The sequence below is a fragment of the Kluyvera sp. NPDC087067 genome, assembly GCF_044745165.1.
Taxonomy (GTDB): domain Bacteria; phylum Pseudomonadota; class Gammaproteobacteria; order Enterobacterales; family Enterobacteriaceae; genus Kluyvera.
Genome location: NZ_JBIUZS010000002.1, coordinates 286,624 through 306,083, shown reverse-complemented (window position 1 = coordinate 306,083; position 19,460 = coordinate 286,624). Strand labels below are relative to the sequence as shown.

At 55.2% G+C, this 19,460-nt stretch carries 16 protein-coding genes and 1 pseudogene; 11 read left to right on the top strand and 6 right to left on the bottom strand.

Annotation, left to right across the window (positions count from 1 at the left end; all coding sequences use genetic code 11):
- Window positions 1-115 precede the first annotated feature (115 nt).
- Window positions 116-1,132 carry an HTH-type transcriptional regulator GalR gene (gene galR / locus ACIPDS_RS06815; RefSeq protein ID WP_400734054.1) on the bottom strand — a complete coding sequence of 339 codons (1,017 nt, stop codon included), beginning with the start codon at window positions 1,130-1,132 and terminating at the stop codon, window positions 116-118.
- Window positions 1,133-1,747: 615 nt separating this feature from the next.
- On the opposite strand from galR, the gene aas reads away from it, so the two are divergent.
- On the top strand, window positions 1,748-3,907 hold the full coding sequence (gene aas, locus ACIPDS_RS06810; protein ID WP_400734051.1) for a bifunctional acyl-ACP--phospholipid O-acyltransferase/long-chain-fatty-acid--ACP ligase: 2,160 nt from the start codon (window positions 1,748-1,750) through the stop codon (window positions 3,905-3,907).
- Window positions 3,900-5,093: a lysophospholipid transporter LplT gene (gene lplT / locus ACIPDS_RS06805; protein ID WP_400734048.1), complete on the top strand. Its 1,194-nt coding sequence runs from the start codon at window positions 3,900-3,902 to the stop codon at window positions 5,091-5,093. Before aas ends, lplT begins: the two co-directional genes overlap by 8 nt.
- A 202-nt stretch (window positions 5,094-5,295) precedes the next feature.
- On the opposite strand, the gene ACIPDS_RS06800 is transcribed toward lplT, so the two are convergent.
- The 5 genes and pseudogenes from ACIPDS_RS06800 to ACIPDS_RS06780 all read right to left on the bottom strand — a co-directional run.
- Window positions 5,296-6,336, bottom strand: a complete 1,041-nt coding sequence (locus tag ACIPDS_RS06800; RefSeq protein WP_400734046.1) for an NADP(H)-dependent aldo-keto reductase — start codon at window positions 6,334-6,336, stop codon at window positions 5,296-5,298.
- Between the two features lie 127 nt (window positions 6,337-6,463).
- Window positions 6,464-6,682, bottom strand: coding sequence for a YgdI/YgdR family lipoprotein (locus tag ACIPDS_RS06795; protein WP_166515704.1), 219 nt, complete (start codon window positions 6,680-6,682; stop codon window positions 6,464-6,466).
- Window positions 6,683-6,807: 125 nt separating this feature from the next.
- Entirely contained in the window at window positions 6,808-7,521 is a 714-nt protein-coding gene (locus ACIPDS_RS06790) for a TerC family protein (protein ID WP_400734043.1), read from the bottom strand.
- Window positions 7,522-7,702: 181 nt separating this feature from the next.
- The gene (gene mutH / locus ACIPDS_RS06785; RefSeq protein WP_166515706.1) at window positions 7,703-8,398 is read right to left on the bottom strand and encodes a DNA mismatch repair endonuclease MutH; all 696 of its coding nucleotides are present in this window, start codon (window positions 8,396-8,398) and stop codon (window positions 7,703-7,705) included.
- Window positions 8,399-8,541: 143 nt separating this feature from the next.
- A pseudogene (locus ACIPDS_RS06780) lies at window positions 8,542-8,628 on the bottom strand (hypothetical protein); the annotation flags it as partial.
- Window positions 8,629-9,082: 454 nt separating this feature from the next.
- Between ACIPDS_RS06780 and rppH the strand changes: the two are divergent.
- The 9 genes from rppH (at window position 9,083) to recC (ending at window position 19,296) form a co-directional block, all read left to right on the top strand.
- Window positions 9,083-9,613, top strand: a complete 531-nt coding sequence (gene rppH, locus ACIPDS_RS06775) for an RNA pyrophosphohydrolase (RefSeq protein WP_035893962.1) — start codon at window positions 9,083-9,085, stop codon at window positions 9,611-9,613.
- A 12-nt stretch (window positions 9,614-9,625) separates the two neighbouring features.
- Window positions 9,626-11,872, top strand: a complete 2,247-nt coding sequence (gene ptsP / locus ACIPDS_RS06770) for a phosphoenolpyruvate--protein phosphotransferase (RefSeq protein WP_166515707.1) — start codon at window positions 9,626-9,628, stop codon at window positions 11,870-11,872.
- Window positions 11,873-12,300: 428 nt separating this feature from the next.
- Window positions 12,301-13,173 (top strand): prolipoprotein diacylglyceryl transferase, encoded by an 873-nt coding sequence (gene lgt, locus ACIPDS_RS06765; RefSeq protein WP_400734038.1) that lies wholly within the window; start codon window positions 12,301-12,303, stop codon window positions 13,171-13,173.
- Window positions 13,174-13,179: 6 nt separating this feature from the next.
- Window positions 13,180-13,974, top strand: coding sequence for a thymidylate synthase (gene thyA, locus ACIPDS_RS06760; RefSeq protein ID WP_400734036.1), 795 nt, complete (start codon window positions 13,180-13,182; stop codon window positions 13,972-13,974).
- Window positions 13,975-14,199: 225 nt separating this feature from the next.
- Window positions 14,200-14,658 carry a prepilin peptidase-dependent protein gene (locus tag ACIPDS_RS06755; protein ID WP_400734705.1) on the top strand — a complete coding sequence of 153 codons (459 nt, stop codon included), beginning with the start codon at window positions 14,200-14,202 and terminating at the stop codon, window positions 14,656-14,658.
- Window positions 14,652-15,206: a prepilin peptidase-dependent protein gene (locus ACIPDS_RS06750; protein WP_400734034.1), complete on the top strand. Its 555-nt coding sequence runs from the start codon at window positions 14,652-14,654 to the stop codon at window positions 15,204-15,206. The genes ACIPDS_RS06755 and ACIPDS_RS06750 overlap by 7 nt, the downstream gene beginning before the upstream one ends.
- Window positions 15,203-15,607 (top strand): DUF2509 family protein, encoded by a 405-nt coding sequence (locus tag ACIPDS_RS06745; RefSeq protein WP_400734032.1) that lies wholly within the window; start codon window positions 15,203-15,205, stop codon window positions 15,605-15,607. The genes ACIPDS_RS06750 and ACIPDS_RS06745 overlap by 4 nt, the downstream gene beginning before the upstream one ends.
- Window positions 15,592-15,912, top strand: coding sequence for a prepilin-type N-terminal cleavage/methylation domain-containing protein (locus ACIPDS_RS06740; RefSeq protein WP_400734029.1), 321 nt, complete (start codon window positions 15,592-15,594; stop codon window positions 15,910-15,912). The genes ACIPDS_RS06745 and ACIPDS_RS06740 overlap by 16 nt, the downstream gene beginning before the upstream one ends.
- Before the next feature lie 12 nt (window positions 15,913-15,924).
- Window positions 15,925-19,296 carry an exodeoxyribonuclease V subunit gamma gene (gene recC / locus ACIPDS_RS06735; RefSeq protein WP_400734026.1) on the top strand — a complete coding sequence of 1,124 codons (3,372 nt, stop codon included), beginning with the start codon at window positions 15,925-15,927 and terminating at the stop codon, window positions 19,294-19,296.
- The last annotated feature ends 164 nt before the right edge of the window (window positions 19,297-19,460 follow it).

The window sequence follows — 19,460 nt, the reverse complement described above, 5'->3', positions numbered from 1 at the left end:
AGGCATAAGCGCTCAGAACGAAGCAAATAACCACCGGGATCACGCTTTTTAGCGTCACGGAGGCGAATATCCCTTTATCGCTGGCTGAGCCAGCGACCACCGTGCATTCGTATCGTTACGCTTTTGGGGCGTCGGCGGGGGCGATGACCGAGTGACGGCGCACGAGCGTCGGGCTAAATAAATGCGTGATATCCGGCAGCGGACGCTTCTCAGCCAGCGCCAATGCAAGCTCGGCCGCCTGCGTCGCCATGGTGACAATCGGGTAGCGAATCGTCGTCAGACACGGTCGAACGTAACGTGACACCAGAACGTCATCAAAGCCAATCAGCGAAATAGCCTGCGGAACATCAATTCCGTTATCGTTAAGTACGCCCATCGCACCTGCGGCCATGGAGTCGTTGTAACAGGCCACCGCCGTAAACGGTTTGCCGCGGCCCAGCAGTTCAGTCATGGCCTGCTCGCCGCCGCTTTCGTCCGGTTCGGCAAAGGTCACCAGCCGGTCATTGCAGGGTAAACCGTGCTCTTTAAGCGCATCGTAATAGCCCTGTAAGCGGTCTTCAGCATCTGAAATGGCGTGATTAGAACAGATATAGCCGATGCGGGTATGTCCCTGCTGAATGAGATGGCGGGTTGCCAGCCAGGCGCCATAGCGGTCATCCAGCGCAACGCAGCGTTTTTCAAAGCCGGGCAGAATACGGTTAATCAATACCATGCCGGGCATTTGCTTCATTAAATCGGCAAGCTCCGCATCGGGGATCAGTTTGGCGTGAACGACCAGTGCCGCGCAGCGGTGACGGATGAGCTGTTCAATCGCCTGTCGCTCTTTCACCTCATTATGATAACCGTTACCAATCAGCAAAAAATTGCCGGTGTGGTAGGCCACCTGTTCCACGGCTTTTACCATGGCACCAAAAAAGGGATCGGAGACATCGCCAACCACAAGGCCGACGGTTTCCGTTGATTGCTGCGCCAGCGCACGCGCATTGGCATTTGGATGATAGTTGAGGGTTTCCATGGCGGTGGAAACGGCCTGACGTGAGGCATCGCTGGCTTTTGGGGAGTTGTTGATGACGCGGGATACAGTCGCGACGGAAACGCCTGCAAGCCGGGCCACATCTTTAATTGTCGCCATAATGTGCCTTAATAATCATTCGTTGGGTAAACGTTTACACCATAACAGTTTTACGGAAATCCCCGGTGTATTCAAGGATGAGTCTGTGGGGAAATGCACAATATTAATGCGCCAACGGTTATTGGTGGAAAAATGACCGCACATTTGCAACTAAACGGGAACATTCAAATGTTTGCTTACACTTTGCGAGAGGCTGTTGCGAATGTCTGCTGGAGAACGCGTTACGCGAATTGCTAATCTGATTGTCCCAGAGGTATTGATAGGTGAAGTCACCCGCGAGGGTTGACCACTTGATTACACCAGCCTGCGCAGATGCGCAGGTTTTTTTTTGTTTTTTTCCCGCCTGTAACAGATACCGATAATCGCAATACCTCGTTGCACTTCCGCTTACTCTCTTGCGCTTTTTCGCTGGCTGACGAAAGGCCCGGCAGAGAGAATGGCTGTCCCAGAGGTATTGATTGGTGAATGTTTTAATATGTGCTTTGCACATACCATCACTTACACCGACCTGCGCAGATGCGCAGGTTTTTTTTTGCCTGAAACAGAGCGCCTGCTGCTTTTCCCCCGTTTTCTCGTGTACCCTGCAATCATTAAACGATGGCAAAAGGAGTTGGTATGCTTCTGGGGTTCTTCCGACAGATTTTTAAGCTGTTATTCCGGGTCAGGATGACGGGTAACACCGAGGCGTTGCGCTTGTCTAAAGTGCTCATCACGCCCAATCATGTCTCATTTATTGACGGCATTCTACTGGCGCTCTTTCTGCCGGTGCGCCCGGTGTTTGCGGTCTACAGCTCGATTACCGACAAATGGTTTATGCGCTGGCTAAAACCGTTTATTGACTTCGTGCCGCTCGACCCGACAAAACCGATGTCTATCAAGCATCTGGTGCGTCTGATTGAAAAAGGTCGCCCGGTGGTCATTTTCCCGGAAGGGCGTATTTCCGTCACCGGCTCGCTGATGAAGATATACGACGGCGCGGCATTTGTGGCGGCAAAGTCTGGCGCCACTATTATCCCACTGCGTATAGAAGGTGCTGAGCTCACCTTCTTCAGCCGTTTGAAAGGGCGAGTAAAACGCCGCCTGTTCCCGCGCATTCAACTCCACCTGCTGCCGCCAACGACGCTACCCATGCCGGAAGCGCCGCGCGCCCGCGACCGCCGGAAAATTGCCGGTGAAATGCTGCATCAAATTATGATGGAAGCGCGCATGGCGGTGCGTCCGCGTGAAACGCTGTATGAGTCGCTGCTTAGCGCCATGCATCGCTATGGTGAGAAAAAACCGTGCATTGAGGATATAAACTTCCAGCCCGACAGCTACCGTAAACTGCTGACCAAAACGCTGTTTGTGGCGCGAATTCTCGATAAATACAGTAAGAAGGGCGAAAAGATAGGTTTAATGCTGCCCAATGCCGGTATCAGCGCCGCGGTGATTTTCGGGGCTATCGCCCGAGGGCGTATCCCGGCGATGATGAACTATACGGCTGGGGTCAAAGGACTCACCAGCGCCATTACCGCCGCGCAAATTGGCACCGTCTTTACCTCTCGTACCTTCCTGGATAAAGGTAAGCTTTGGCACCTGACGGAACAGCTGACCCAGGTGCGATGGGTGTTCCTTGAAGATTTAAAAGGGGATGTCACCACCGCCGATAAACTGTGGATTTTCTCGCGCGTGCTGATGCCGCATCTGGCGCAGGTTCCTCAGAAACCGGAAGACCCGGCGATTATCTTGTTTACCTCCGGCTCTGAAGGGCATCCGAAAGGCGTGGTGCACAGCCATAAAAGCATTCTGGCCAACGTCGAGCAGATTAAAACCATCGCCGACTTTACCGCCAGCGACCGCTTTATGTCGGCGCTGCCGCTGTTCCATTCATTCGGTCTGACGGTCGGCCTGTTCACGCCGCTGCTGACCGGCGCGGAAGTTTTCCTTTACCCGAGCCCGCTGCACTATCGCGTGGTGCCGGAACTGGTTTATGACCGTAACTGCACCGTGCTGTTTGGTACCTCAACGTTTTTAGGCCACTACGCGCGCTTTGCCAATCCTTACGATTTCTATCGTCTGCGCTATGTGGTCGCCGGTGCGGAGAAGTTACAGGAGAGCACCAAAACGCTGTGGCAGGATAAGTTTGGCCTGCGAATTCTCGAGGGCTACGGCGTGACCGAATGCGCGCCGGTTGTCTCCATCAACGTTCCAATGGCGGCGAAGCCTGGCACCGTTGGGCGTATTTTACCGGGTATGGATGCGCGACTGCTGGCGATTCCGGGAATCGAGCAGGGCGGGCGTCTGCAGGTGAAGGGGCCAAACGTTATGTCGGGTTACCTGCGCGTGGAAAATCCTGGCGTGCTTGAAGCGCCGACGGCTGAAAACCAACACGGTGAGCTTGAATCCGGCTGGTATGACACCGGCGATATTGTCGCCTTTGACGAGCAGGGATTCGTGCAAATTCAGGGCCGTGCTAAACGCTTTGCCAAAATTGCCGGGGAGATGATCTCACTTGAGATGGTCGAGATGATGGCGCTTGGCGTCTCGCCGGAAAAAATGCACGGCACGGCGGTGAAAACGGATGCCAGCAAAGGCGAGGCGCTGGTGCTGTTTACCACCGATAATGAACTGACCCGCGATAAGCTGTTGCAGTATGCGCGGGCCAACGGCGTACCGGAGCTGGCGGTTCCTCGTGATATCCGCCACTTGAAGCAAATGCCGCTTTTGGGCAGCGGCAAACCGGATTTCGTCACCCTTAAAGCCATGGTTGCAGAAGCGGAAAATCCAAATGAGTGAGTCAGTACACACTAACCCATCCATCTGGTCGAAAGGCATGATGGCGGTGATTGCGGCCCAGTTTCTCTCGGCCTTTGGCGACAACGCGCTTCTGTTTGCCATCCTCGCCCTGATGAAACAACAGTTCTACCCGGACTGGAGCCAGCCGGTGCTGCAAATGGTGTTTGTGGGCGCTTACATTATCTTTGCGCCGTTTGTCGGGCAGGTAGCGGACAGCTTTGGTAAAGGCCGGGTGATGATGTTCGCGAATGGCCTGAAACTGGTCGGCGCGGTAACCATTTGTGCGGGCCTCAACCCGTTTATCGGGTATACGCTGGTGGGCATTGGTGCTGCGGCCTATTCTCCCGCTAAGTACGGCATTCTCGGTGAAATCACCACCGGCGATAGGTTAGTGAAAGCCAACGGATTAATGGAAGCCTCAACCATTGCGGCGATTCTGATAGGTTCGGTGGCGGGCGGCGTGGTGGCCGATCTTAACGTCCTGGCGGCGCTGGGACTTTGCGCCATCATGTACTGCGGCGCGGTCGTCGCCAATACCTTTATCCCGAAATTACCGGCGGCGCGTCCGGGGCAATCCTGGCGCTTTGGGCCTATGACGCAAAGTTTCTTTAAGGCTTGCCTGGTGCTGTGGCGCAACGGCGAAACCCGCTTTTCACTTCTTGGCACCAGCCTCTTTTGGGGCGCGGGCGTGACGTTGCGTTTTCTGCTGGTGCTGTGGGTGCCGGTTGCGCTTGGCGTGACCGATAACGCGACGCCAACCTACCTCAATGCGATGGTCGCGGTAGGGATTGTTGTCGGGGCCGGTGCGGCGGCGAAGCTGGTGACGCTGGAAACGGTCGCGCGCTGTATGCCTGCGGGGGCGTTGATTGGTGTCGTGGTGGCAATTTTTGCGCTACAGCATCTGGCGCTGCCAGCCTACGTGCTGCTGTTTATCATCGGTATCTGCGGCGGTTTCTTTATCGTTCCACTGAATGCGTTATTACAGGATCGCGGTAAACATACCGTCGGTTCGGGGAATGCCATTGCCGTCCAGAACCTCGGTGAAAACAGCATGATGCTGATTATGCTGGGGCTCTATTCCGCCGCGCTGGCGGTGAACGTCCCGGTTGTCGGTGTCGGCGTGGGCTTTGGTGTGCTGTTTACCCTGGCGATTGTGGTGCTGTGGCTGTGGGGAAAACGCCGCTAGTTCAGGAGCAGCTCCCGGCGGCGCTACGCTTGGCCGGGCTACCATTGTGCTCAATCATGTAGCCCGGGCGAGCGCAAGCGACCCCGGGATAATACGCTGCTAATTTGGGAGCAATTCCCGGCGGGGTTACGTTTGGCCGGGCTACCATCGTGCTCAGTCATGTAGCCCGGGCGAGCGCAAGCGACCCCGGGAAGACGCGTATTTATGGCGCCGGGTAGGTATAAACCCGATGCACCGCCTCAATCTCGGCTAACACCTTTTCACTCAACTCCAGATGCAGGCTTTCAACGTTAGTTTTCAGCTGCTCCATCGTGGTTGCGCCTAACAGAGTGCTGGCAACGAACGGCTGGCGACGAACAAACGCCAGCGCCATCTGTGCCGGGTCGAGATTGTGCCGCTTCGCGATATCCACATAGGCCGCGACGGCTTTCTCCGTCTGCTCGCCGCTGTAGCGCGTGAAGCGGCTAAACAGCGTATTGCGTGCGCCCGCGGGCTTCGCACCGTTCAGGTATTTCCCGGTCAGCGTACCGAACCCGAGGCAAGAGTAAGCCAGCAGCTCGATGCCCTCGAACTGGCTCACTTCCGCCAGCGCCACTTCGTAGCTGCGGTTGAGCAGGCTGTAGGGGTTCTGAATGGTCACGATGCGCGGCAGGTCATGTTTATCAGCCAGATGCAAATAACGCATCACGCCAAATGCGGTTTCATTAGATACGCCAATATAACGAATCTTCCCGGCTCGCTGATATTCGGTGAGCGCTTCCAGCGTTTCCAGCAGTGAAACAACCGGCGCAGAGTCCGCCCAGGTATACCCAAGCTTGCCAAAACAGTTGGTTGGACGCTGTGGCCAGTGAACCTGATAGAGATCGAGATAATCCGTTTGCAGACGTTGCAGGCTGTTATGAAGCGCATCACGGATATTTTTACGGTCGAGCGCCTGGTTTGGACGAATGCCGCTGTCATTGTTGCGCGACGGGCCGCTCACCTTAGACGCTATCACCAGCTTTTCGCGATTACCGCGTTTAGCCAGCCAGTTGCCGACGTAGGTCTCCGTCAGCCCCTGGGTTTCCGGTCGCGGGGGAACCGGGTACATTTCCGCGACATCAATCAGATTGATGCCCTGACTGACGGCATAATCAAGCTGCTCGTGGGCGTCGGCTTCGCTATTTTGTTCACCAAACGTCATTGTGCCCAGCCCAAGAGTGCTTATCTCAAGCGAGCTGTGGGGGATACGGTGGTACTGCATAAGCCGGCTTCCTTTTATTAACAGCGTCAGGAAAGAGTCCTGACAAAGGAATATAAAAATGGCAGAGGGGAAGAAAAAGGGGAAGTAAAAAAATGAAAAAAGGCCAGCAAATGGCTGACCTCTATAATTAGCGTCTGATAATCTGCGACACGTCGTCGCGATTAATCTGCATCTGATTACCCTGCTGGTCTTCGTAGCTGATAAGACCGGTATCGTCATCAACTTCCGGTTTACCATCGGTCAGAATCATCCGGCCATCTTTCGTCGCCATGACGTAATCGCTGCTACAGCCGGAAACAGCAAAAGCTAAACCTACTGCGGAAATCAATACTGCCCATTTTGTCATCGTTATCCCCTTTAACACCGCACTCTCTCTATAGTCTAGTAATAACTGACCCTGAGAAAAGCATAAAGCAGGAAAATCTTAAAAAAATCTGACATAGCCCTCAAAAAAGGGCTACGGGCAACAGATCACTGCGATGTTTTCTTATTTCTCAGCAGATTGAGGCTCTCAACCGCAATCGAGAAGAACATCGCGAAGTAGATATAACCTTTCGGCACATGGATATCGAAACTCTCCAGAATCAAGGTAAAGCCGATAAGGATCAGGAACGACAGCGCCAGCATTTTTACCGACGGATGCTTATCGACAAACTCGCCGATAGCGCGCGCGGCAAACATCATCACGCCCACCGCAATAACCACCGCCGCCATCATAATAAACAGATGGTCGGAAAGGCCCACGGCGGTAATCACCGAATCGAGGCTGAAGATAATATCAAGCAGCATAATCTGCACGATGGCACCAATAAACGAATGAACGTTGGTCTTGATGCTCTCTTCATCGCCCTCAAACGACTCGTGAATTTCCTTGCTGGATTTCCAGATAAGGAACAAGCCGCCCACCAGTAAAATCAAATCGCGAATCGAAATGGCCTGGTCAAAGACGGTAAACAGTGGATGCGTTAACCGCACAACCCAGGCGATAGAGGCCAGAAGCGCCAGCCGCATAACCATTGCGCCCATTAATCCAATGCGACGAGCGTGAGCGCGCTGGGCGGTAGGGAGCTTTGCAACAACCAGAGAGAGGAAAATAATATTATCGATCCCAAGGACTATCTCTAACAGCGTCAGAGTGCCAAGCGCGAGCCAGGCATTGGGGTCGGTGATCCATGCAAATAACATCAGATAAGTCCTGCCAAAAAAATGCGAAGTGTTAATTGATATGCGTTATGCGCTTTCGCCGTATGCGGACAAGCCATCCCCAGAAACGACTCCCTGTAGAGACGGGAAAGGCAAAGGAATGTCTGCTTCTTACCGCGGATAGCGAAGTGATTATAATCCCGCAGCGCAGCATGACCAAAAATTAATGTGCTGACGGTAAAAAGTGGCGGGCCAGCAGGGCAGAGGTAAAGTTCTTTTTCAGATAGAAACCACGCGGCAACGTCATAATGCGCTCGCCGCTCGCGCCGATGGCTTCGGTCAACGCTTTACTGTTAGCGGCTTTCGGACGCAGCTGAAGCACCTCGCCGTGGCGGGCCGTTATTCGCTCAACCTGTCCCAGCACAATCAAATCCATCAACTCTTCCCAATCCATCTGTAGCTGATGTTCCTCTTCAGCGCTTGGCGTCCACAAAAGCGGTGAGCCGACGCGCCTTTCGGCAAGGGGGATTGCCCGTTCACCTTCCACCGGGATCCAAAGTACTCGCTTGAGCTTATGACGCACATGGCTGTTCTCCCACGTCACGCCAGAATTGCCGGTCAGCGGCGCTACGCAGACGAAGGTGGTTTCAAGCGGCCTACCTTGTGAATCGATTGGGATGGTTTTTAGCTCCACCCCAAGCGTGGCGAAATCCTGTTCTGGTTTGCTACCGGCGCTTGCGCCAAGCCAGATCTCCAGCAGGATGCCAATCCAGCCTTTATCACGCTTTAAATCTTTCGGCGTCACGATACCTGCCATGGCCGCAAGCTCCCCCAGAGAATAACCCGCTAACCGCTGCGCCTGAGCGAGAAGTTCGGCTTGCGTTTTCGGCGAGGAAAGGAGTGGAGCCAGGGTGGACATAGTAATACGCCTTTTGGTTAAAAAGTGAACGACAAACTGACCGGGTGTGGATAGAGTTTAACTTTTTCTGAGTAAACATATCAACGTTATGAAAAATATAACTTTTTCTAAATTAAAACCGCGCTGAAAAACGTCCAAAAAAAGGTTAAACAAAACTGGTCACTGACAATGAACAGGATCTTACACCATGTTATCCACAGAAAAATGGGATAACTGGGGAAAAGCCCCACTACTGGTTCAATTTACAGCCTTGACGTGCGACGAAAATCGAATTTTTGCACAAAACATGCCTAAGATGTTGGCACAATCTGTGGATAAAACCGACGCTGCTCGATCTTTCATCAATTAAAGGATCGCCTATGTGATGATCATCACGTTCCAGGCTCATGCATCATTATTAACAGTAATAACATAATGAAAAATAGCGATTTACTGAAATGGGTTCCCATGCGATTATTCAGAGTACTCTGGGTTTTCCCTGGGTAAACCCCTACTTCTTCACAACTCTATCCACAGAAAAAGTGAATAAAATCGCTCGCAGCACCCCATCTCTGTTTATAACTATGATGATTACTGTGAGTTATTCAAATGTTATTCGGGATAGGAGCGTGCAATAGAGTGGTTTACCGTTTACAGCGAGTGTGAAACAATCATTCACATTGAAGCTTATTTTGAGGTAGTCCGGTGATTGATGACGATGGCTACCGCCCAAATGTTGGTATTGTAATTTGCAATCGTCAGGGCCAGGTCATGTGGGCTCGACGCTATGGTCAGCACTCCTGGCAATTCCCGCAAGGGGGTATTAATCCCGGTGAGACAGCAGAACAGGCGATGTATCGGGAACTGTTCGAAGAAGTAGGATTAAGCCGTAAGGATGTACGGATCCTCGCTTCGACCCGAAACTGGTTGCGTTACAAGTTGCCAAAACGTTTGGTGCGTTGGGACACAAAGCCGGTTTGTATCGGCCAGAAACAGAAGTGGTTTCTTTTGCAATTGATCGGCAATGACGCGGATATCAATATGCAAACCAGCAGCACGCCGGAATTTGATGGCTGGCGCTGGGTGAGTTACTGGTATCCGGTGCGCCAGGTCGTTTCGTTTAAACGCGACGTCTACCGCCGGGTGATGAAAGAGTTCGCCAGTGTCGTCATGGCGCTGGCGGAAAGCGCGCCAAAACCGCAAAGCGCACCTGCGTATCGACGTAAAAGAGGTTAAGCCACGCACATTATGCTCACGCGCTTACGCGAAATTGTTGAGAAGGTCGCGAGTGCGCCTCGTCTGAACGAGGCGCTGGATATTCTGGTTACCGATGTCTGCCAGGCCATGGAGACAGAAGTGTGTTCCGTCTATCTTGCCGACAACGATCGACGTTGCTTCTACCTGATGGCGACCCGTGGCCTCAAAAAGCCTCGCGGTCGTACCATTACGCTCGCCTTTGATGAAGGTATCGTTGGCCTGGTTGGCCGACTGGCTGAACCTATCAACCTGGCCGATGCGCAAAAACACCCCAGCTACAAATATATCCCTTCCGTAAAAGAAGAGCGTTTCCGCGCTTTCCTCGGCGTACCGATTATTCAGCGCCGTCAGCTGCTCGGCGTGCTGGTGGTGCAGCAGCGTGAACTCCGCCAGTTTGACGAAAGTGAAGAGTCGTTTTTAGTCACGCTGGCGACGCAGATGGCGGCTATTCTCTCTTTGTCACAGTTGACCGCCTTATTCGGCCAGTATCGTCAGACGCGCATTCGTGCGCTGCCGGCCTCACCGGGCGTGGCGATAGCGGAAGGGTGGATGGATGCCACGCTGCCGCTGATGGAGCAGGTTTACGAAGCCTCCTCGCTCGATACCGCGCTGGAACGTGAACGTCTGACCGGCGCGCTGGAAGAAGCCGCCAACGAATTTCGTCGCTACAGCAAACGCTTTGCCGCTGGGGCGCAAAAAGAGACCGCTGCCATTTTCGATCTCTACTCGCACTTGTTGTCCGACGCCAGCCTGCGCCGGGAACTGTTTGCCGAAGTGGATAAAGGCGCCGTCGCGGAATGGGCGGTGAAGAAGATCGTTGAGAAGTTTGCCGAACAGTTTGCCGCGCTGAGTGACGGCTATCTCAAGGAGCGCGCGGGCGATCTGCGCACCCTGGGCCAGCGCCTGTTATTCCACCTTGATGATACCACCACCGGGGCGAACGCCTGGCCTGAACGCTTTATCCTGGTCGCCGATGAACTCTCGGCGGCTACGCTCGCCGAACTGCCGCAAGACCGCTTAGCTGGCGTGGTGGTGCGTGACGGTGCGTCAAACTCCCACGCGGCAATTATGGTACGTGCGCTGGGGATCCCAACGGTGATGGGGGCCGACATCCAGCCCGCCATCCTCCACGGGCGTCAGCTGGTGGTGGACGGTTATCGCGGTGAACTGCTGGTCGACCCTGAACAGATTCTGGTGCAGGAATATCAGCGCCTTATCAGTGAAGAAATTGAACTTAGCCGCCTGGCAGAAGGTGACGTTGAACGCCCGGCGGAGCTGAAAAGCGGCGAGCGCGTCAAAGTGATGCTCAACGCGGGCCTAAGCCCCGAACACGAGCAGAAACTGGGACGCCGCATTGACGGCATCGGTCTGTACCGTACTGAAATTCCCTTTATGTTACAGAGCGGTTTCCCTTCCGAAGAGGAACAGGTCGCGCAGTATCAGGGGATGTTGCAGATGTTCAACGATAAACCCGTGACCCTGCGTACCCTTGATGTTGGGGCAGATAAACAGCTGCCGTATATGCCGATAAGCGAAGAAAACCCGTGCCTGGGCTGGCGCGGTATTCGCATTACGCTCGATCAGCCGGAGATCTTCCTGATCCAGGTGCGCGCCATGCTGCGTGCTAACGCGGCAACCGGCAATCTGAGCATTTTGCTGCCGATGATCACAAACCTTGAAGAGGTGGATGAAGCGCGTCGACTCATCGATCGCGCGGGGCGTGAAGTGGAGGAAATGATCGGCTATGCGATCCCGAAACCGCGTCTGGGCATCATGCTTGAAGTGCCGTCGATGATCTTTATGCTGCCGAATCTGGCAAATCGCGTCGATTTTATTTCGGTCGGTACCAATGACTTAACGCAGTACGTGCTGGCGGTAGACCGTAACAACACGCGCGTTGCCAGTATGTATGACAGTCTGCATCCCGGCATGATCCGCGTGCTATCGATGATTGTGCAAGAGGCGGAGCGCTATGGTCTTGACCTCCGCCTGTGCGGCGAAATGGCTGGTGATCCTATGTGCGTTACCATCCTGGTTGGGCTGGGTTTCCGTCATCTGTCGATGAATGGACGTTCGGTGCCGCGCGTCAAATACCTGCTGCGCCATATCGACCTTCAGGACGCGCAGACTCTGGCGCAGCGCACTCTTGAGGCGCAAATGGCGACCGAAGTGCGCCATCAGGTTGCAGCGTTTATGGAGCGACGTGGTCTCGGCGGCCTCATCCGCGGCGGCCTGTAGTGCCTGATGGCGCTTCGCTTATCAGGCCTACCGATTTATGTAGGCCGGATAAGGCGCAGCCGCCATCCTGCAATCTACACGATGTTCTACCAATCCCCACCATCCGGCAATCTCTGTGGTAGCGATGTGGCCTCGGCGGCCTCATCCGCGGCGGCCTGTAGGCCGGATAAGGCGTAGCCGCCATCCGGCAATCTACACGATGCTCTACCAATCCCCACCATCCGGCAATCTCTGCGGTAGCCCGGACGAGGCGTTTACGCCGACTCCGGGGAAGCTCCGGCGCTTATACATATCTTTTACATCTTCCCCACATCCCCTCTCGTCGTCCTTGTGCTATCATTCGCCACTTTGGAGCGTCTGAAGCCTACGACGCGCATCTCTACCGCTGTCCACTTTTTCGGCGGAATAACAAGCACTTGTGGTGACAGATGAATAGTGGTTATCTGCGTTTCCCGGACTTTGATCCGGTAATTTTTTCCATCGGACCGGTTTCCCTGCATTGGTACGGCATGATGTACCTTGTCGGCTTTATCTTCGCAATGTGGCTGGCCACGCGCCGCGCCAATCGCCCAAACAGTGGCTGGACGAAAAACGAAGTTGAAAATCTGCTGTACGCGGGCTTCCTCGGGGTGTTCCTCGGTGGGCGTATCGGCTACGTCATGTTCTACAACTTTGACCTGTTCCTGCAAGACCCGCTCTATCTGTTCCGCGTCTGGGACGGTGGCATGTCGTTCCACGGCGGCCTGATTGGTGTCATCGTGGTGATGATTATCTTCGCCAGACGTACCAAGCGTACCTTCTTCCAGGTCTCCGACTTCATCGCACCGCTGATTCCGTTCGGCCTGGGCTGCGGTCGTCTGGGTAACTTTATTAACGGCGAACTGTGGGGCCGCGTTGACCCAGGCTTCAAGTACACCATGCTGTTCCCGGGCTCTCGCGCGGAAGATATCGCACTGCTGCCATCGCACCCGGAATGGCAGACCCTGTTTGATACCTACGGCTCGCTGCCGCGCCATGCCTCTCAGCTGTATGAAATGGCGCTGGAAGGGATTGTGCTGTTCATCATCCTGAACTTCTTTATCCGCAAACCGCGTCCGACGGGTTCTGTGTCTGGCCTGTTCCTGATTGGCTACGGTATGTTCCGTATCATCTGTGAATTCTTCCGCCAGCCGGATCAGCAGTTCACCGGTGAATGGGTGCAGTACATTAGCATGGGACAGATCCTTTCCATTCCAATGGTGCTTGCGGGTATCATTATGATGGTCTGGGCGTTTCGCCGTCCGCAGAAACAGATTTCCTGAGGAAGCATGAAACAGTATCTCGAACTGATGCAAAAGGTGCTCGATGAGGGCACCCCGAAAAACGATCGCACCGGGACCGGCACGGTCTCGCTGTTTGGCCACCAGATGCGCTTTAACCTGAAAGACGGTTTCCCGCTGGTGACCACCAAGCGCTGCCACCTGCGCTCCATCATTCACGAACTGCTGTGGTTCCTGCAGGGCGATACCAACGTCGCTTACCTGCATGAAAACAACGTCAGCATCTGGGATGAATGGGCCGATGAAAATGGCGACTTAGGCCCGGTCTATGGCAAACAGTGGCGCGCGTGGCCGACGCCTGACGGTCGTCATATCGACCAGATCACCACCGTCGTCAACCAGTTGAAAAATGACCCGGACTCACGCCGCATCATCGTTTCGGCGTGGAACGTTGGCGAGCTGGACAAAATGGCGCTGGCGCCATGCCATGCGTTCTTCCAGTTCTACGTGGCGGACGGCAAGCTCTCCTGCCAGCTCTACCAGCGCTCCTGCGACGTGTTCCTCGGCCTGCCGTTTAACATCGCCAGCTACGCGCTGCTGGTGCATATGATGGCGCAGCAGTGTGACCTTGAAGTGGGTGATTTTGTCTGGACCGGCGGGGATACTCACCTGTACAGCAACCATATGGAACAGACCGCGCTGCAATTAACCCGCGAACCGCGTGCGTTGCCGAAACTGATTATCAAGCGTAAACCCGACTCCATTTTCGACTATCGTTTTGACGACTTCGAAATTGAAGGTTACGACCCGCATCCCGGGATTAAAGCGCCAGTGGCAATTTAATCCAGCGGTGATGAAAAAACCGGTGCCCTCAAAAGCACCGGTTTTTTTATGTGTCTGGTAGCCCGGCCGAGCAACGCGACGCCGGGAACCCACCGCCCCATTTTGCGTAACGCGTTCCAGTTCTCCCGCATCATTGCTGCAACCCGTCACTCTTTCCCCGAGGCTTCACGTAAAACCAAAATCACGTCCTCGCCATGCGATTTTGCGCCCACCATACTCGCCGCCATGAACAGACAACGTGGCTACACCCTTATCGAAACCTTAATCGTGATCTCGATGGTGCTTATCCTTAGCGCCTCCGGCCTGTACGGCTGGCAACGCTGGCAGCAATCACAGCGCCTTTGGCAAACTGCCAGCGCAATACGTGATTACCTGCTCTATCTAAGAAACGATGCAAACTGGCATAACGCCGACCGCCGTGTGCGGGTTAACCGCACGGCGCAGCGCTGGTGTCTGGTCGCTGATGATTCGATTCTGGCCGACTGCCCGTCGGGCAACCCTGCGGTTTTTCAGCCGCTATGGACAGAGGTGAGTCTTAGCAAAATAACACCAAATCTGACCTTCTTTGGCGTGCGCAACACCGCCTGGGCGGGAAGTGTCGCGCTTTCAAGCGCGGCGGGGAGCTGGAACATCGTGATATCAAGCTGGGGGCGTATTCGCCTGTGTGAGGAGTCAACATGCTGATGCGGGGTTTTTCACTGCTGGAGACGCTGATTGCGATGGCTATCAGCAGCATTCTTCTCCTGGGCGCCTCCCGCTTTCTCCCCTCGTTACAGTTCGGCATTATGCAGCAGATGCGTCAACAAACGCTGGAAGATGATCTTTGGCAGCAGCTATTCACGATAGCGAAACATCTCCAGCGCGCGGGCTATTGTGCGGGTGATCATTGCCGTGGAGAAGCGGTGTATCTTGCCCCCAAAGGGGATTGTCTTATTGTCCGCTGGGATGGCAATAGTAACGGTCAATGGGAGACATCTCCCGCCGATAAAGCCGACAGTATCGGTTTTCGACTGAACGCCGGTGCGCTGGAAACGCTTCGGGGCACGACAACCTGTGAAGGAAAAGGCTGGGATAAAATGAGCGAACCTGCGGCGATGACGCTCACCGGGTTTCAGGTGACACGCACGGTGCACAGCGGCTTCCCGCCGGAGTTTGCCATTAAGCTTTCGGCGTCTACCGGACGCGGTGAAACGGCAAATGCTCAGTACAGCGTGACCGGGTATAACCTATGAATCGTCAACGTGGTATCTCTTCTCTGGCGATGGTTCTGATGCTTCTAGTGTTAGGCAGCCTGATGCTGCAAGGGCTTAATCAAGCACAGTATCAGCAACGGGCAATGGTCAATGATGAGACGCCTGTCCTGCGCAATCTGGCAAGCGTGCACTCGGCCCTGCAATGGGGGAAATTTCAGCCGTGGACGCTGGCGGCAGGGCAGCAATGCCTGGCCTACGATGAGGCCAGCCGCGCCTGTCTGCGGCTATTTGCTGACGGCACGCTGCTGCTGGTAGCGCAAAACCAGACGCTTCGGCTGTGGCAGTCCGGGAAGTGGACGGCGGCAGGTTTGCATTTTTCACCGCACGGCTGGAGCGATTTTTGTCCCTTAACGGAGGCGGCGCTATGTCAGGCAAATTAACACCGCGCGGCTTTAGCCTGCCGGAGGTCATATTGGCGATGTTTCTGATGGTCAGCGTCGTGACCGCGCTCGGCGGGTATTACCGTGTGCTGGCAACCAGCAGCCTACAGCTTAACCAGTACCGTCAAATGTGGCGCTATAGCGTTGGACAAACGCAGTTACAAGAGATGGCCTTGCCCGAAGGCTGGCATAGCCAGCGTCTAAAGACATCATCACCACCTTGTGTCAGCATCAATGTTATTATTACCACCCCTCTGGGCAAGCAGGGGCGCATAACGCGTCTGCATTGCCCGGTCAGTCAGTAGTCAGGAGCGAAAATGTTACGGGTCTACCACTCTAACCGTCTGGATGTGCTGGAAGCATTGATGGAATTTATCGTTGAGCAGGACCGGTTGGCTGATCCGTTCGAGCCTGAAATGATCCTTGTGCAAAGTACCGGCATGGCGCAGTGGCTACAGATGACGCTATCAACGCGTTTTGGTATTGCCGCTAACATTGACTTCCCGCTGCCCGCGAGCTTTATCTGGGATATGTTTACCCGCGTACTCCCGGAAATCCCCGGCGAGAGCGCCTTTAATAAACAGAGTATGAGCTGGAAGCTGATGACCCTGCTACCGGGCATGCTGGATAACGAGGCTTTCACTCCGCTACGCCACTATCTGACTGACGATGCCGACAAGCGCAAGCTCTTCCAGCTAGCCTCGCGCGTGGCCGACCTCTATGACCAGTATCTGGTCTACCGCCCGCAGTGGCTTACCCAGTGGGAAGCCGGTGCTTTCGTTGACGGCGTGGGGGATGCGCAGCAGTGGCAAGCGCCGCTGTGGAAAGCGTTGGTGCAGCATACTGCTGAACTGGGGCAACCCCTGTGGCACCGTGCCAATCTGTATCAGCGTTTCATCAACACGCTCGAAAACAGCAGTGAACCGCCTGCGGGATTACCGTCACGCGTGTTTATTTGCGGTATCTCCGCCTTGCCGCCGGTCTATCTGCAAGCGCTACAGGCGCTGGGCAAGCATGTCGATATCTACGTGCTGTTCACCAACCCATGTCGTTATTACTGGGGTGATATTAAAGATCCTGCCTTTCTGGCGCGTTTGCTGGCCCGTCAGCGCCGCCACTACCGCGAGCAGCGTGAACTGCCGCTGTTCCAGGACACCACCAGCGCGCCCGGTCTTTTCAACGACGACGGCGAGCAGGACGTGGGCAACCCGCTGCTGGCTTCGTGGGGCAAGCTGGGACGGGACTACATTTATCTGTTAGCTGGGTTAGAGCGCTATCAGGAACTGGATGCGTTTGTTGATATCGAACCCGACAACCTACTGCACAATGTGCAATACGATGTGCTGGAGCTGAAAAACGGTGCCGTCGCGGGGCGCACCGCGGAAGAGTTTATCAGTAGCGCCGCTAAGCGCCCGCTGTCGCCAGACGACCGCAGCCTCACCGTTCACGTCTGCCACAGCCCACAGCGTGAGGTGGAGATATTGCACGACCGGCTGCTGGCGATGTTAGAAGCCGACCCGACGCTCACGCCACGCGATATTATCGTGATGGTGGCGGATATCGACAGCTACAGCCCGTTTATCCAGGCCGTATTCGGCAGCGCTACCGGCGAACGTTATCTGCCGTACGCTATTTCTGACCGTCGGGCACGCCAGGCGCATCCGGCAATGCAGGCGTTCATCACGCTGCTATCGCTACCGGACAGCCGTTTTACCAGCGAAGATGTGCTGGCGCTGCTCGACGTTCCCGTGCTGGCGGCGCGTTTCAACATCGATGAAGCCGGGCTACTGCACCTGCGTCAGTGGGTTAATGAGTCCGGCGTGCGCTGGGGCATGGACGACGATAACGTCCGCGAGCTGGATCTCCCGGCGACCGGGCAGCACACCTGGCGCTTTGGCCTTACGCGTATGCTGCTGGGGTATGCCATGGAGAGCCGCGAAGGTGAATGGCAGGATGTCCTGCCGTATGACGAATCCAGCGGTCTGATTGCCGAGCTGGTCGGCCATCTGGCCTCGCTGCTGATGCAGCTTAACCGCTGGCGGCAGGTGCTGACGAAGTCGCGCACGCTGGAAGAATGGTTGCCGGTATGCCGCGACATGCTCAACGACTTCTTCCTGCCCGATCAAGATACCGAAGCCGCACTGACGCTCATTGAGCAGCAGTGGCAGGCGATTATCGCCCAGGGCGTACAGTCGCAGTACGCCGGAGAAGTGCCGTTGTCGCTGTTGCGCGACGAGCTGGCGCAACGTCTGGATCAGGAACGTATCAGCCAGCGATTCCTGGCGGGGCCAATCAATATCTGTACCCTGATGCCGATGCGTTCTATCCCGTTCAAAGTGGTCTGCCTGCTGGGGATGAACGACGGTATCTATCCCCGCGCGCTGCCGCCGTTAGGTTTTGACCTGATGAGCCAGAAGCCGCTGCGCGGCGACCGCAGCCGTCGTGATGATGACCGCTACCTGTTCCTTGAGGCGATGATGTCGGCGGAAAAAGCGCTCTACATCAGCTATATCGGGCGTTCAATTCAGGATAACAGCGAACGCTACCCATCAGTCCTGGTGCAGGAGCTACTCGACTATATTGGCCAAAGCCACTGCCTTAAAGGCGACGAAGCGCTCAACTGCGACGAGAGCGAGCAGCGGGTTAAAAACCACATTATGCACCTGCATACCCGTATGCCGTTTGATGCTGAAAACTACCGGGCGGATGAACTGCAAAGCTATGCCCGCGAATGGCTGGCGGCGGCAAGCCAGCAGGGGGAAGCACACGCTGATTTTATCAAGCCGCTGGCACCGCTTGAATTCACCACCCTGACGCTTGAACAGCTCCAGCGCTTCTGGCGTCACCCGGTGCGCGCTTTCTTCCAGATGCGGCTGCAGGTTAATTTCCGCAGTGAAGAGAGCGATATCCCCGATACCGAGCCGTTTACTCTCGAAGGTCTCACCCGCTATCAGCTTAACCAGCAGTTACTCAACACGCTGATTGAGCAACAAGAGCCGGAACAGATGTACCGCCGCTATCGCGCGGCAGGGGAACTCCCGTATGGCCCATTTGGTGAAATTGCCTGGGAAGCGCAGCGTCAGGAGATGTCTGCGCTGGCTGACCGAGTGATTGGCTACCGTCGGCCCGGACAAAGCATGGAAATCGATCTTGAATGCGACGGCGTTAACATAACCGGCTGGTTACCGCAGGTTCAGGACAATGGGCTGTTGCGCTGGCGTCCCTCTTTGCTTAGCGTTTCGCAAGGAATGCAACTTTGGCTGGAACACCTTGTCTACTGTGCAAGCGGCGGCACCGGTGAAAGCCGGCTGCTGCTGAGAAAAGAGGGCGAGTGGTCGTTCCCGGCACTTTCTGTCGATGAAGCAAAAGCTTACCTTGCACAGTTGGTTCAAGGTTACCGTCAGGGCATGTGTCAGCCGCTGTTGTTCTTGCCTGAGAGCGGCGGCGCATGGATAAAAGCCTGTTACGATGTCCAAAATGATGCCATCTTAAGGGACGACGATTCGCAGCAAAAAGCCCGCAGTAAATTTTTGCAGGCGTACGAAGGTAATATGGTGGTCAGCGGGGAAGGGGCCGATGTCTGGTACCAGCGCCTGTGGCGCACTCTGGAGCCCGCACAGTATGAGGCGATTATCGAACAGACGACGCCCTATCTGCTCCCCGTATTCCGCTTTAACCAGTCGGCATGATTGTATAAAAATTGCGCAATGTGAGCCGTTCAATTACTATGCGCAACGCGTCACGGACTGATGAGAGGTAGCCCGAGCAAGGCCGTTTGCCAGCGCTCGGGGGATCCCGGAGAGGTGCGCTCGCCGGGTTATCCGCATGAGCATAAAGAGTTGTCAGTCGTATT

Excerpts from the sequence above, each read along its gene's own strand:
- galR (WP_400734054.1), bottom strand. The coding sequence starts at position 1,132 with ATGGCGACAATTAAAGATGTGGCCCGGCTTGCAGGCGTTTCCGTCGCG.
- aas (WP_400734051.1), top strand. The coding sequence starts at position 1,748 with ATGCTTCTGGGGTTCTTCCGACAGATTTTTAAGCTGTTATTCCGGGTC.
- lplT (WP_400734048.1), top strand. The coding sequence starts at position 3,900 with ATGAGTGAGTCAGTACACACTAACCCATCCATCTGGTCGAAAGGCATG.
- ACIPDS_RS06800 (WP_400734046.1), bottom strand. The coding sequence starts at position 6,336 with ATGCAGTACCACCGTATCCCCCACAGCTCGCTTGAGATAAGCACTCTT.
- ACIPDS_RS06795 (WP_166515704.1), bottom strand. The coding sequence starts at position 6,682 with ATGACAAAATGGGCAGTATTGATTTCCGCAGTAGGTTTAGCTTTTGCT.
- ACIPDS_RS06790 (WP_400734043.1), bottom strand. The coding sequence starts at position 7,521 with ATGTTATTTGCATGGATCACCGACCCCAATGCCTGGCTCGCGCTTGGC.
- mutH (WP_166515706.1), bottom strand. The coding sequence starts at position 8,398 with ATGTCCACCCTGGCTCCACTCCTTTCCTCGCCGAAAACGCAAGCCGAA.
- ptsP (WP_166515707.1), top strand. The coding sequence starts at position 9,626 with ATGCTCACGCGCTTACGCGAAATTGTTGAGAAGGTCGCGAGTGCGCCT.
- lgt (WP_400734038.1), top strand. The coding sequence starts at position 12,301 with ATGAATAGTGGTTATCTGCGTTTCCCGGACTTTGATCCGGTAATTTTT.
- thyA (WP_400734036.1), top strand. The coding sequence starts at position 13,180 with ATGAAACAGTATCTCGAACTGATGCAAAAGGTGCTCGATGAGGGCACC.
- ACIPDS_RS06755 (WP_400734705.1), top strand. The coding sequence starts at position 14,200 with ATGAACAGACAACGTGGCTACACCCTTATCGAAACCTTAATCGTGATC.
- ACIPDS_RS06750 (WP_400734034.1), top strand. The coding sequence starts at position 14,652 with ATGCTGATGCGGGGTTTTTCACTGCTGGAGACGCTGATTGCGATGGCT.
- ACIPDS_RS06745 (WP_400734032.1), top strand. The coding sequence starts at position 15,203 with ATGAATCGTCAACGTGGTATCTCTTCTCTGGCGATGGTTCTGATGCTT.
- ACIPDS_RS06740 (WP_400734029.1), top strand. The coding sequence starts at position 15,592 with ATGTCAGGCAAATTAACACCGCGCGGCTTTAGCCTGCCGGAGGTCATA.
- recC (WP_400734026.1), top strand. The coding sequence starts at position 15,925 with ATGTTACGGGTCTACCACTCTAACCGTCTGGATGTGCTGGAAGCATTG.